General features: G+C 63.4%; 13 protein-coding genes and 1 tRNA gene. 3 read left to right on the plus strand and 11 right to left on the minus strand.

The genetic code is table 11. The features are described from left to right. Positions 1–2 precede the first annotated feature (2 nt). Together recN and GHT07_RS13990 are read right to left on the minus strand one after the other, a co-directional pair. Entirely contained in the window at positions 3–1,652 is a 1,650-nt protein-coding gene (recN, locus tag GHT07_RS13985; protein WP_153585707.1) for a DNA repair protein RecN, read from the minus strand. A gap of 3 nt (positions 1,653–1,655) precedes the next feature. Then, positions 1,656–2,549, minus strand: a complete 894-nt coding sequence (locus tag GHT07_RS13990) for an NAD kinase (RefSeq protein ID WP_153585708.1) — start codon at positions 2,547–2,549, stop codon at positions 1,656–1,658. Positions 2,550–2,633: 84 nt separating this feature from the next. On the opposite strand from GHT07_RS13990, the gene hrcA reads away from it, so the two are divergent. Both hrcA and GHT07_RS14000 read left to right on the plus strand, forming a co-directional pair. Continuing rightward, on the plus strand, positions 2,634–3,635 hold the full coding sequence (gene hrcA, locus GHT07_RS13995) for a heat-inducible transcriptional repressor HrcA (RefSeq protein WP_153585709.1): 1,002 nt from the start codon (positions 2,634–2,636) through the stop codon (positions 3,633–3,635). A 24-nt stretch (positions 3,636–3,659) separates the two neighbouring features. Next, a tRNA-Ile gene (locus GHT07_RS14000) sits at positions 3,660–3,736 on the plus strand. Positions 3,737–3,771: 35 nt separating this feature from the next. On the opposite strand, the gene GHT07_RS14005 is transcribed toward GHT07_RS14000, so the two are convergent. Both GHT07_RS14005 and GHT07_RS14010 read right to left on the minus strand, forming a co-directional pair. After that, entirely contained in the window at positions 3,772–4,596 is an 825-nt protein-coding gene (locus tag GHT07_RS14005; RefSeq protein WP_194792940.1) for an oxygen-binding di-iron domain-containing protein, read from the minus strand. Between the two features lie 103 nt (positions 4,597–4,699). Continuing rightward, positions 4,700–5,200: a hypothetical protein gene (locus tag GHT07_RS14010; RefSeq protein ID WP_153585710.1), complete on the minus strand. Its 501-nt coding sequence runs from the start codon at positions 5,198–5,200 to the stop codon at positions 4,700–4,702. A gap of 244 nt (positions 5,201–5,444) precedes the next feature. Between GHT07_RS14010 and GHT07_RS14015 the strand changes: the two genes are divergently transcribed. Beyond that, on the plus strand, positions 5,445–6,698 hold the full coding sequence (locus GHT07_RS14015; protein ID WP_153585711.1) for a D-amino acid dehydrogenase: 1,254 nt from the start codon (positions 5,445–5,447) through the stop codon (positions 6,696–6,698). Between the two features lie 28 nt (positions 6,699–6,726). On the opposite strand, the gene GHT07_RS14020 is transcribed toward GHT07_RS14015, so the two are convergent. The 7 genes from GHT07_RS14020 to GHT07_RS14050 form a co-directional block, all read right to left on the minus strand. Next, entirely contained in the window at positions 6,727–7,740 is a 1,014-nt protein-coding gene (locus tag GHT07_RS14020) for an aldo/keto reductase (protein ID WP_153585712.1), read from the minus strand. Between the two features lie 5 nt (positions 7,741–7,745). Beyond that, the gene (locus tag GHT07_RS14025) at positions 7,746–8,693 is read right to left on the minus strand and encodes a Gfo/Idh/MocA family oxidoreductase (protein ID WP_153585713.1); all 948 of its coding nucleotides are present in this window, start codon (positions 8,691–8,693) and stop codon (positions 7,746–7,748) included. Further along, positions 8,690–9,547 carry a class III extradiol dioxygenase subunit beta gene (locus GHT07_RS14030; RefSeq protein ID WP_153585714.1) on the minus strand — a complete coding sequence of 286 codons (858 nt, stop codon included), beginning with the start codon at positions 9,545–9,547 and terminating at the stop codon, positions 8,690–8,692. Before GHT07_RS14030 ends, GHT07_RS14025 begins: the two co-directional genes overlap by 4 nt. An 81-nt stretch (positions 9,548–9,628) precedes the next feature. Then, positions 9,629–10,069 carry a protocatechuate 4,5-dioxygenase subunit alpha gene (gene ligA / locus GHT07_RS14035; protein ID WP_153585715.1) on the minus strand — a complete coding sequence of 147 codons (441 nt, stop codon included), beginning with the start codon at positions 10,067–10,069 and terminating at the stop codon, positions 9,629–9,631. A 5-nt stretch (positions 10,070–10,074) separates the two neighbouring features. Next, the gene (locus tag GHT07_RS14040) at positions 10,075–10,980 is read right to left on the minus strand and encodes an amidohydrolase family protein (protein ID WP_153585716.1); all 906 of its coding nucleotides are present in this window, start codon (positions 10,978–10,980) and stop codon (positions 10,075–10,077) included. 8 nt (positions 10,981–10,988) lie between these two features. Next, positions 10,989–11,672: a 4-carboxy-4-hydroxy-2-oxoadipate aldolase/oxaloacetate decarboxylase gene (gene ligK / locus GHT07_RS14045; RefSeq protein WP_153585717.1), complete on the minus strand. Its 684-nt coding sequence runs from the start codon at positions 11,670–11,672 to the stop codon at positions 10,989–10,991. Between the two features lie 10 nt (positions 11,673–11,682). Next, positions 11,683–12,711: an amidohydrolase family protein gene (locus GHT07_RS14050; protein WP_153585718.1), complete on the minus strand. Its 1,029-nt coding sequence runs from the start codon at positions 12,709–12,711 to the stop codon at positions 11,683–11,685. Positions 12,712–12,751: the final 40 nt, after the last annotated feature.

Genomic DNA, 12,751 nt, shown 5'->3' on the forward strand with positions numbered 1-12,751 from the left:
GGTCAGGATTCGCCCGAGAGCATTTCCTTGGCGTGCGCGAGCGTCGTGCCCGACAGGCGCTCGCCACCCAGCATGCGCGCGACCTCGGCCACGCGCTGCTCGCCGTGCACGCTGGCCACGCTGCTCGCGGGGCCATCCTTGCCGGATGCTTTCGACACGACCAGGTGATGGTCGGCACACGCCGCCACTTGCGGCAAGTGCGTGACGGCCAGCACCTGCCTGTCACGGCCGAGCTGCTTCATCAGCCGCCCGACCGTCTCTGCCACAGCGCCGCCGACACCGGAATCCACCTCGTCGAAGATCAGTGTCTGCGCCGTGCCCAGCTGGCTCGTGGTGACGGCGATGGCCAGCGCAATGCGCGACAGCTCACCGCCCGACGCCACCTTGCCCACCGGCCGCGGCGTGCTGCCTGCATGGCCCGCCACAAGAAACGCAATGTCTTCCATGCCGCTCATCGACGGCTCTGCCGACTTGGTGAGCGCCACTTCGAACCGCCCGCCCTGCATGCCCAGCCCTTGCATCGCCAGCGACACGGCTTTGGCGAGTTGCGGCGCTGCTTTGGTGCGCGCCTGGGTGAGCAGGCGCGCCTGCTCCATGTACTGGGCGGCTTCTTTTTTCTCCGCGGCCTCCAGGGCGGCGAGATCAGCCGCAGCGTCGAGCTTGAGCAGCTCGTCTTTCCACGAGGCGTGCAGGGCAGCAAGCTCTGCGGGTGCGCGTTTGTAGCGGCGCGCCAGCGAGAGCCACATGGCCATGCGCTCATCGAGCTGTGCCAGCCGCTGCGGATCGAGTTCGGTCTTGCGCAGGTAAGCGTGCAGCGAATGCGCAGCGTCTTCGGCTTGCGCGAGGCTGGACGCAAGCACTTGCGCCAGCTCGTTGAAAGCGGGCTCGACGTGCTGCTGCGCCTGCAGCAAAGACACCGCCTGCGACAGGTTGCGCGTCGCGCCGCCCTCATCGCCTTCCAGCGCCTGCAGCGTGCCTTCAGCTGCATCGAGCAGCGCCTGCGCGTTGGAAAGCCGCGTGTGGGAGGCATTGAGCTCGTCCCACTCGTCCGCGCCCGGCGCCAGCTTGTCGACCTCGCCGATCTGCCAGGCCAGGCGCTCACGTTCGCGCTGCAGCGAATCCTGCGCGGCGCGCGCATCAGCGAGCGACTTCTGCGCTGCGCGCCAGCTTTGCCATGCCTCTTGCAGCGCGCGAGTGGTAATGCCCGCATAGCCATCAAGCAGGCCGCGCACGGCATCGGGCCGCGTCAGGCTTTGCCAGGCATGCTGGCCGTGGATGTCCACCAGCTGGTCAGCCAGTTCGCGCAGCTGCGTTGCGGTGGCGGCGCTGCCATTGATCCACGCACGGCTCTTGCCCTGTGCGTCGATGCTGCGGCGAACCAGCAAGGTGTCGCCATCTTCGAAGCCCGCTTCCTCCAGCCATGCGGCAAGGGCTGCGGGCCGGTCGAACTCCGCCGTGATCTCCGCGCGAGCCGCGCCTTCGCGCACCACCGAGCTTTCAGCGCGCGAGCCCAGCGCGAGTTGCAGCGCATCAATAAGGATCGACTTGCCTGCGCCTGTCTCACCCGTGAGCACGGAGAAGCCGCCGGACAAGTCCAGCTCGAGCTCGCGCACGATGACGAAGTCGCGCAGTGCGATCCGTTTCAAAGCCATTGATCAGACTCCCTCATTCCAGTGCATCTTCTTGCGCAGCGTATCGAAGTACGACCAGCCGCGTGGATGCAGGAATCGCACCCGGTGCTGCGACCGCTTCACCATGATGCGGTCGCCCTTGAGCAGCGACGCCAGCGATTGCATGTCGAAATTCGCGCTCGCGTCCCGCCCTGACACCAGCTCGATCGCGATCTCAGAAGCATCGGGCAGCACGATAGGCCGGTTGGACAGCGTGTGCGGCGCAATCGGCACCAGCACCCAGCCAGGAACGGACGGGTGCAGCAGCGGCCCGCCGGCCGACAGCGCATAAGCCGTCGATCCGGTGGGCGTGGCGACGATCAGGCCGTCTGCCCGCTGGTTCGCCACGAAGTGCCCGTCCACCTCAACCCGCAACTCGACCATGCCCGCCGTTGCCCCGCGATTGACCACGACATCGTTCATGGCCAGCGCATCGAACACACAACGGCCATCGCGCATGACGCTCGCGTGCATCAGGCTGCGGTGGTCTTCTTCGTAGTCGCCGCGCAGCATGGGCGACAGCGTGGCGTGGTATTCATCGAGCGGAATGTCGGTGATGAAGCCGAGCCGGCCCTGGTTGATGCCCACGAGTGGCACGCCAAAGCTTGCAAGCTGGCGGCCCATGCCGAGCATCGTGCCGTCGCCGCCCACCACCACGACCAGGTCGCACTGCGCGCCGATACCGGGTACATCGAGCGTGCTGTAGCCGGTGATGCCTGCACCTTGCGCCGTGTCGCGCTCGAACGAGACGTCGCAGCCTTCGTCGTGCAGGAAGTGCGCGATCTCTTCGAGCGCCGCGCGCGACGAGCCCGCTTGCGCACCCGCAACTGAGGCGTTGTATTTGCCGATCAGCGCAACGTGGTGGAAACGGGATTTCATGTGGAAATTACATCATTAAAAGCACACACCATCGCAGATAACGCGCACAGTGCTCTAGCTAGAATCCCTCAAAAGACACCCATCATGCTCGACGATCGTGCCAAGTTGTTGTTGAAGTCGCTGGTCGAGCGATACATCGCCGACGGCCAGCCTGTGGGCTCGCGCACCCTGTCGCGCGCGTCGGGGCTGGAGCTGTCGCCAGCGACGATCCGCAACGTCATGTCAGACCTGGAGGCGCTGGGGCTCATCGCCAGCCCCCACACCTCTGCGGGCCGCATCCCCACGGCGCGCGGCTACCGCCTGTTCGTGGACACGATGCTCACCGCGCAGCGCGAACAGTTTGCAACACCCACGCTGGCGGGCGACCAGCCGCAAAAAGTGATCACCAACGCGGCGAACCTGCTGTCGAACCTGTCGCAGTTTGTGGGGGTGGTGATGGCGCCGCGCCGCACGTCAGTCTTTCGCCACATCGAATTCCTGCGGTTGTCCGAGCGGCGCTTCCTGGTGATCATCGTCTCGCCCGACGGCGACGTGCAAAACCGCGTGGTACACACCGAGACCGACTACACCCAGACGCAGCTGATTGAAGCGGCGAACTTCCTCAACAGCCACTACGCCGGCATGGCCATCGAGCAGGTGCGCGAGCGGCTGAAGGTGGAAGTGGACACCCTGCGCGGCGAGATCGGCCAGCTGATGCAGACGGCCGTGCAAGCCAGCTCCGAGGCGATGCAGGAGCAGGATGAAGTCGTGATCTCCGGCGAGCGCAACCTGCTGGCCGTGAGCGATTTTTCAAGCGACATGACGCACTTGCGCCGCGCCTTCGAGCTGTTCGAGCAGAAGACGCAGCTTATGCGCCTGCTCGACATATCGAGCCAGGCCGAAGGCGTGCGCATCTTTATCGGGGGCGAAAGCCAGGTTGTCCCGTTCGAGGAACTGTCGATCGTGACAGCACCCTACGAGGTAGATGGCAAGGTGGTCGGCACGCTTGGCGTGATCGGGCCGACGCGCATGCCATACGAGCGGATGATCCAGATCGTGGACATCACGAGCAAGCTTGTCAGCAATGCGCTCAGTCACAACAAGTGAGGGTGCCTACAATCCACGGCTGGCGGGCCGTTAGCTCAGTTGGTTAGAGCAGAGGACTCATAATCCTTTGGTCGTTGGTTCAAGTCCAACACGGCCTACCAGATTCCGCATCGAGGCGGGCGTGATCGCCCACCTGCTAGACAGTCTTCCTCGAAGCCAGCACCCGTCCGGTCAGCCCGGCGACTTGCGACGTCGGAATCATGTAGCCGCGCTGGTCGAACAGGTCGACGCCGCACATCAGCTTTTCAATCCAGTCGAAGAAGCCGTTGATTGCCGCAGTGCCGACGATCGGCGCGCCGTGCTGCGGCACGAGCATCGAGATTTCGAGTTGTCGCGCCATGTTCACCCACAGCCGCAGGATCTTGTTCGACACCATGTAGCGCTCGTGAAAGCCCACCATGCGCGGTATGTGTTTTGCAATGTCGCGCACAGGTGTGCGCGCCATTTCGCCGCTCACGATCGAGACGCCCAGGTCGCCCGTGAACAGGATCTTGCTCACAGGGTCGTAGAAATGGAAGTTGCCTTCCGAGTGAAGAAAGTGCGCGGGCAGCAGCCACAACTCGGTATCGCCCAGGGGCAGGCGCCCGCCTGCATCAGGCACGCCGATCACGCGGCCATCGGTCTTGCCGTTCTTGGTGAAGTGCGGCGCAAAGCGCTCCCACACCTTTGAGATCACAAGCTGTGCCTTGGTGGCGGTCATCCACCTGTCGAGCGAGGCGATGATGTCCGGGTCCGCGTGCGAGGCGATCAGGTACGTCAGGTCCTGTGGTGGATAGTGGCGCCCGATGCCCAGCAGCAACTCGTTGAAGCCAAGGTTGCCGCCCGGGTCCAGCACGGCGGCCTGGTCATGGTCGACGACAAGGAACTGGTTGGACTGAACTGCAACGCCAGCTTCTTCGACCATGTCGGTGAACATCAGGCAGACGTGATCTTTATTGCGGAAAAGTTCGACGGGTGTCATTCGTTGGGTCTCCTGTTAGCACTCTAGTAGTAGAGCCCAGCCTTGCCCTTGAGATAGATCAATAGCGCTCCTGTCGAGCGCTCGCACCGCACCTACCGAGACTTCAGGATGAAAGCGGCGCAATGTCCGATGCGTAAAGGCGTTGCTCCACCTCGAACGGCTCGGGCCAGTTGTCCTGCAGCGTGCTCGCCAGCCCGGCGGCAGGCGCTTCGGCACGCGATGACTCGAAGCCGCTGGAGAGGTCCGACACATTCCAGTACACACCATGGACCTGCAGCAACCCGGACGCGCCAGCCGTCGCCACGATCGTCTTGCCAATCGTGCAAAGCGCCGCATGGCTGTAGCGCGGGTCATCCATGAATTCACCGGAAAGCTCGATCATCACGGCGTACACATGGCCGCGCTTGTCCATGCGCGAGACGCGCAGGCGATACGACTTTTCGACCATGCCGCACTTCTTCATCGCGAGCGCAATGGCCTCGAACAGCATCTCGCGGCGGAAGGCCATGCGCTCTTCGAGGTTCATCTTCTGCGGAAGGGTCTGGCCCGCATCGCTGGCGGGGTCTGCCCTGCGTGCTGTAAAGATCGATCGGAACAATGACATCTGGGTTGCTTTCGTGCGCATCGCTGTGTATGAACTGGGTCATTGCCTGGTGACCCGAACAGCGATCGCGAACCCGATGGTTTGATTCTGCGGCGGCACCGGGCCCGTCAATCGCCTTGCCGACGAGTTCCTACAGGCTCTGTCGCCATGGGTCAGGTGAGCCATGTGCGTGCGTCCTACAAGCCGGCGCCCCTGCTGCTCATCCATGGCCAGGCAAGGCAGTTCGCTGCTAGATTCGGCAATCATGAAGATCATCATTCTTGGCAGCGGCGTCATCGGCACTACAGCGGCCTACTACCTGGCGCGCGACGGGCACGACGTGACCGTCGTTGACCGCCAGAGCGGCCCGGCTTTGGAGACCAGCTTTGCAAATGCGGGCGAAGTCTCACCGGGCTACTCCGCGCCGTGGGCCGGGCCGGGTGTGCCGGCCAAGGCGGTGAAGTGGATGCTGATGCACCACAGCCCGCTTGTGATCTGGCCGATGCTCGACATGGCGATGTGGCGCTGGGGCTTGTCGATGCTGCGCAACTGCACCGAGGCGCGCTACAAGGTCAACAAGGCGCGCATGGTGCGGCTGGCCGAATACAGCCGCGACTGCCTCGTTGCGCTGCGTGCAGAAACCGGCATTGCGTATGACGAACGCACGCAGGGCACGCTGCAGCTGTTCCGCACGCAAAAGCAGCTGGACGGCACGGCCAAGGATATTGAAATCCTGCAGCAATACGGTGTGCCCTACCAGCTGCTCGACACGCCGGGCTACCTGCAATACGAACCTGCACTGGCGCTTGTGAAAGAGAAGTTCGTAGGCGCACTGCGCCTGCCCGGCGACGAGACGGGCGACTGCTTCATCTTCACGCAAAAGCTCGCGCAGATGGCCCAGGCGCTGGGCGTGAAGTTCCAGTGGGGCGTGAATGTGCAGTCCCTGGTGCGCCAGGGCAATCGCATCACCGGCGTGCAGACCGACAAGGGGCTGCTGCAGGCCGACCGCTATGTGCTCGCGCTGGGCAGCTATTCACCGTTGATGCTCAAGCCGCTGGGCCTGCACATCCCGGTGTATCCGGTCAAGGGTTACTCCATCACGCTGCCCATCGACGACGCAGCGCACGCGCCCGAGTCCACGATCATGGACGAGACGCACAAAGTCGCGGTCACTCGCTTGGGCGACCGCATCCGCGTGGGCGGCACGGCCGAACTTGCTGGCTACAGCGTGAAGCTGCGCGAAGCGCGGCGCGACACGCTCAACCATGTGGTGACTGATTTGTTCCCGCGTGCAGGCAATGTGGGCAAGGCGACGTTCTGGGCAGGGCTGCGGCCCATGACGCCGGATGGCACACCTGTGATTGGGCCGACGCCGCTGCAGGACCTGTGGCTGTCCACCGGCCATGGCACGCTGGGCTGGACGATGGCGGCGGGCAGCGGCCAGTTGCTGGCCGACTGGATCGGCGGCAAGGCGCCGGCAATTGATACCGAGGGCCTGTCGATGGCCCGCTACGCGTGAGCTGCCCAACGCGCAGCTCAACGAGCCGTCAAGCCACCGACGCGAATTCCTCGGTATCGACTTCGCTCGCGGACTGCGCGCTGTAGCGCTGGCCCTTGACCGTCTTCTCGTTGATCAGTGCGTCAAGGCGCGCGATCAGCGTTGCGTCGAGCTTGACGCTGGCAGCGCCTACGTCGTCTTGCAAGTGCTCGACGCTGGTCGTGCCGGGGATCACTATGATGTGCGGCGCTTTGTGCAGCAGCCATGCAATCGCGAGTTGCGCAGGCGTGCAGCCCGCCTCTTGTGCGAGCGACTTGAAGCCCGGCAGCAATTTCAGGTTCGCCGCGTAGTTCTCCGGCGTGAAGCGCGGCATCGAGCGTCGGATGTCTTTCGCGTCGAGTGTCGAAACATCGTGCAATGCATCGGCCAGGAAGCCACGCGCCACGGGGCTGAACGCCACGAATGCCGCGCCAATTTCGCGGCATGCATCGAGCACAGCGATCTCGGGGTTGCGCGTCCACAGCGAGTATTCCGTCTGCACCGCGCTGATCGGGTGAACGGCATGCGCTTTGCGCAGCGTCGCGGCTGAAACTTCAGACAAGCCAATGCTGCGCACCTTGCCTGCGCGCACCAGGTCACTCATCGCGCCCACGCTGTCTTCAATGGGCACCTGCTTGTCCCAGCGGTGCAGGTAATACAGGTCGATCACGTCCGTCTGCAGACGGCGCAGGCTGTCCTCGCAATTCTTGCGAACGGTGTCCGGCCGGCCGTCGATCACGCGGCGCAGCATGCCGTCGTCACCGGGCACACCCGCCATGCCGCCTTTGCTGGCGAGCGTGAACTGGCGGCGATGCGGCTTCATCACTTTGCCAACCAGCGTTTCATTCGCGCCGAACCCGTAGAGGGCTGCAGTGTCGAAAAGCGTCACGCCAGCATCGAGCGCCGCCAGCAACACGCGCTCGCCCTGCTCGGGCGGCGGCGGCTTGCCATAGGCGTGGCTCAGGTTCATGCACCCGAGGCCGATGGCGGTGACTTCGAACGGGCCGAGCGCGCGGGTTTGCATGTCGGTCAGGCGAGCTGCTGCTCAAGCGCGTGCAGCACTTCGTAGCAGGGCAGCACTTGCGCGACGCTGGAGTTCGGCTCACGACCCGCCTTGATCGCAGCGAAGAACTCACGGTCTTGCAGCTCGATGCCGTTCATCGACACATCGACCTTCGACACGTCGATCTTCTCTTCCTTGCCATTGAACAGGTCGTCATAGCGCGCGATGTACGTTGCCGTGTCGCCGATGTAGCGGAAGAACGTGCCGAGCGGGCCTTCGTTGTTGAAGCTCAGCGACAAGGTGCAGATCGCGCCGTTGGCCGCCTTCAGCTGGATGCTCATGTCCATCGCAATGCCCAGCTGCGGATGGATCGGGCCTTGCACCGCGTTCGCTTTCACGATGGGGCTGCCGCATTGATAGGCGAACAAGTCCACCGTGTGCGCAGCGTGGTGCCACAGCAGATGGTCCGTCCAGCTGCGCGGCTGGCCCAGCGCATTCATGTTGGTGCGCCTGAAGAAATACGTCTGCACATCCATCTGCTGGATGTTGAATTCGCCCGCCTTGATGCGCTGGTGCACAAACTGGTGGCTGGGGTTGAAGCGGCGCGTGTGGCCGCACATGGCGACCAGTCCGGTTGCCTTCTGCATGGCAACGACTTCTTGCGCGTCCTTCAGGCTGTCGGCCAGCGGAATCTCCACCTGCACATGCTTGCCCGCGCGCATGCATTGCAGCGCCTGCGATGCATGCATCTGTGTGGGCGTGCAAAGAATGACGGCATCAACTTCAGGCAGCGCGAGGCTTTCTGCAAGATCCGTCGTCACGTGGCCAATGCCGTACTTGGCTGCAACTTCCTTCGTCTTGTCGAGCTCGCGCCCGATGACGGACACGACTTCAACGCCGTCGATGTTCTTGATGCCGTCGATGTGCTTGATGCCGAAAGCGCCGGCGCCTGCCAGTGCAACTCTGATCGTCATTTGGATTCTTCCAGGATGAGGTGGCCCACTGCCGTGTTCGACGCGGGCACGTGATAGAAGCGATGCGCGACGCGCGGCGCAGGGCCACCGGCAAGGTCGCCCATCGCGCCGCGCGCAATCAGCCACATCACCAGCTCGATGCCTTCGCTGCCCGCCTCGCGAACATAGTCGATGTGCGGCATGCCCGCCAGGCCGTCCGGGTCGGCGATCAGCCGGTCGAGAAACGCGTTGTCGAATTCCTTGTTGATGAGCCCTGCGCGCGGGCCTTGCAACTGGTGGCTCATGCCGCCCGTGCCCCAGATGTGCACGTTGATGTCTTCGTCGTAGCTCTCGATCGCCTTGCGGATGGCCTTGCCCAGGTTCAGGCACCGGCGGCCCGAAGGCACGGGGTACTGCACCACGTTCACGGCAAACGGGATGACGGGGCAGGGCCATTGATCGACCTGCCCGTACATCAGCGAGAGCGGCACCGTCAGGCCGTGGTCCACATCCATCTTGTTGATGATGGTCAGGTCGAAGTCCTGCTGGATCACCGACTGCGCGATGTGTGCAGACAGCTGCGGGTGGCCGACGACTTTCGGCACCGGCCTTGGTCCCCAGCCCTCATCGGCCGGCTGGTACTCAGCGGCCGTGCCAATGGCGAAGGTGGGAATCATGTCGAGGCTGAAGGCCGTCGCATGGTCGTTGTAGACCAGGAAGATCACGTCCGGCTTGTGCTCCTTGGCCCACTGCTTGGAGAAGTGGTAGCCGCTGAAAACCTTCTGCCAGTACGGCTCGCTCGACTTGCCCAGGTCGAGCGCCGCGCCGATGGCGGGGACGTGCGATGTGTAAACGCTGGCGGTGATGCGTGCCATTCAAGCCTCCGAAGAGCCGCCTCGACGAGGCTTGGGCCCCCTCGGGGGGCAGTGAATGAAGTGAACGTGGGGGCTCATGGACTAGAGTCCCCGCTTTGTTGACGTACCTTGCGGCTGGCGATGTGGCTGGGCCGTGCCGTCTTCACCCGTACGGCGATTGCCTTCAGGCGAGCGGCCACCGGCGATCATCATGTCGCGGTATTCCTCTTCGGTCATGCCCGTCATGCTGCCGGCCATCTGCTGGAAGCTCTTGCCGTGCGTGGCACCCAGTTTCGCGAGGAAGTAAATGTTGCCGCCCAGGCCAATGCACGCATTGAGGTCGCGCGCGAGCACGGCCTCTTTCTGCGCTTCAGTCATCGGCCATTCATCAAGATAGGCGCGTTCGTTCGCCTTGAAGCGCTCGCGGTTTTCCGCCTTCATCAGCGACATGCAGAACTGGTTGAGGTGATAGCCGCGGCGCGACTGCTCCGCATCGAAGATCGTCGTGCCGGGCACGTCGAGATAGGGCTTGTCGAGTGGCATGGCGCTTATCCCCAATAGAGGCGGGTCGGGTTGTCCACGAGCAGCTTGCGTTGCAGCTCGCTCGTTGTTGCGATGTGCGGAATGAAATCCACGAGCAGGCCATCGTCGGGCATGTGGTTCTTGAGGTTCGGGTGTGGCCAGTCGGTGCCCCACAGCACGCGATCGGGAAAGGTCTCGACGATCTGCCGCGCGAAGGGAATCACGTCGCGATAAGCATTCTGCTCGCCGTTCAAGGCGGGCGGGCCGCCCACGCTCAAGCGCTCGGGGCAGCTCACCTTCGACCACACGTTGGGGTATTCGCGCATGAAGCGCATGAACAGGGCGAACTCGGGGCCATCGACAGGCTTGGTCACGTCAGGCCGCCCCATGTGATCGACGACGACGGTAGTCGGCAAGGCCGTGAAGAAGTCCCACAGCTCGGGCAGGTCGACAGCCTCGAAATAGATCACCACATGCCAGCCCAGCGGCGCAATGCGCGCTGCAATTTCCATCAACTCGTCTTTGGGCGTGAAGTCCACCAGCCGCTTGACGAAGTTGAAGCGCACGCCCCGCACACCCGCAGCATTCATCGCGTGAAGTTGTTCGTCGGTGACATTCCGCTTGACCGTGACGACGCCGCGAGCGCGGCTATTCGAGTGAGCGAGCGCATCGAGCAGCGCGCTGTTGTCCGCGCCGTGGCAGGTGGCCTGCACGATCACGTTCTTGTCGAAACCCAGGTGGTCGCGCAGCGCAAAGAGCTGGTCACGGCTTGCATCGCACGGTGTGTATTTGCGCTCGGGCGCAAACGGGAATTGCTCGCCAGGGCCGAACACGTGGCAGTGCGCGTCCACGCTGCCGGGCGGCAACTTGAATCGCGGCTTGGAGGGGCCGTCGTACCAGTCGAGCCAGCCGGGGGTTTTGTCGTATTTCATTCTCGCGTTCAGTCGATGTACTTCAAGCCCGCCTTCTCCAGCGGCTCGCGCATCTTGTACATGTCCAGGCCCAGCACACCGGAGGCAAGCTTGGCGCGCTTTTCGCCTTCAAGCGCTTCGCGCGCTGCCGCAGCGTCCAGCGTCTTTTGTGCGAGCGCGGCGGGCACGATGACGACGCCGTCGTCGTCCGCCACCACAACGTCACCCGGATGAACCAGCGCACCCGCACATACCAGCGGAATGTTCACCGAGCCGAGCGTGGCCTTGATCGTGCCCTTGGAACTGATCGCCTTGCTCCACACCGGAAAGCGCATTTCGCCCAGCGTCTTCACGTCGCGAACACCTGCGTCGATGACGAGCGCGCGTGCGCCGCGTGCCTGGAAGCTCGTGGCGAGCAAGTCGCCGAAGAAGCCGTCGGTGTTGTCGGCGGTGCACGCGGCGATCACGATGTCGCCGGGCTGGATCTGCTCTGCCACGACGTGCAGCATCCAGTTGTCGCCGGGCTGCAGCAGCACGGTGACTGCCGTGCCCGAGACTTGCGCGCCCGCATAAATCGGCCGCATGTAAGGCTTGAGCAGGCCCACGCGCCCCATCGCTTCGTGCACAGTGGCCGAGCCGAATTTTGCGAGGCCATCAGCAGCAGCGCGGTCGGCACGCTTGATATTCCGGTACACAACGCCGAGTTCGTACATCGTCTTCTCCTCAGTGGCCCTTGGCCTTCAGTTGCGCATCCAGGCGCGGGAACACGCGGCGCGCGTTGCCTTCATAAATCTGCTGCTTTTCCTCCGCCGACAAAAGCTTCGATGCTTCGATGTAGCGCTTGGTGTCGTCGTAGTAGTTGCCCGTCTCGGGGTCGATGCCGCGCACGGCGCCAATCATCTCGGAGGCAAACAGCACGTTCTTCACCGGGATCACGGTGTTGAGCAGGTCGATGCCCGGTTGGTGATACACGCAGGTGTCGAAGAAGATGTTGTTGAGCAGGTGGTCTTTGAGCAGCGGCTTTTTCATCTCTTGCGCCAGGCCACGGAAGCGCCCCCAGTGGTAGGGCACTGCGCCGCCGCCGTGCGGAATGATGAATTTCAGCGTCGGGAAATCCTTGAACAGGTCGCCCTGGATCAGCTGCATGAACGCAGTGGTGTCAGCGTTCAGGTAGTGCGCGCCCGTCGTGTGGAAAGCCGGATTGCAGCTCGTGCTCACGTGGATCATCGCGGGCAGTTCGTACTCCACCATCTTCTCGTAGATGGGGTACCACATGCGGTCGGTGAGCGGCGGCGAGGTCCAGTGGCCGCCCGATGGATCGGGGTTGAGGTTGATGCCGACGTTGCCGTATTCCTTCACGCATTTTTCGAGTTCGGGAATGCATGTCTTCGGATCGACGCCGGGTGACTGCGGCAGCATCGCCACCGGCACAAAGTTGTCGGGAAAGAGCTGGCCCACGCGATAGCAAAGCTCGTTGCAGATGGCGGCCCATGTGGACGACACATTGAAGTCGCCGATGTGATGCGCCATGAAGCTCGCGCGTGGCGAGAAGAGGGTGAGGTCGCTGCCGCGCTCTTTCATCAGCCGCAGCTGGTTGGCGGCAATGGATTCGCGCAGTTCGTCATCGCTGATCTTCAGCTCGGATGCCTTGGGCATCACCGACGGGTCCTTGATGCCGGCGATCTGCTTGTTGCGCCAGTCTTCCAGCGCCTTGGGCGCGGTGGTGTAGTGGCCGTGGCAGTCGATGATCATGTTTTCCTCGTTTTGAATGTTGCCGCCTGGGGGACTGGGT

It is taken from the genome of Caenimonas koreensis DSM 17982 (assembly GCF_009646335.1).
GTDB lineage: Bacteria > Pseudomonadota > Gammaproteobacteria > Burkholderiales > Burkholderiaceae_C > Ramlibacter > Ramlibacter koreensis.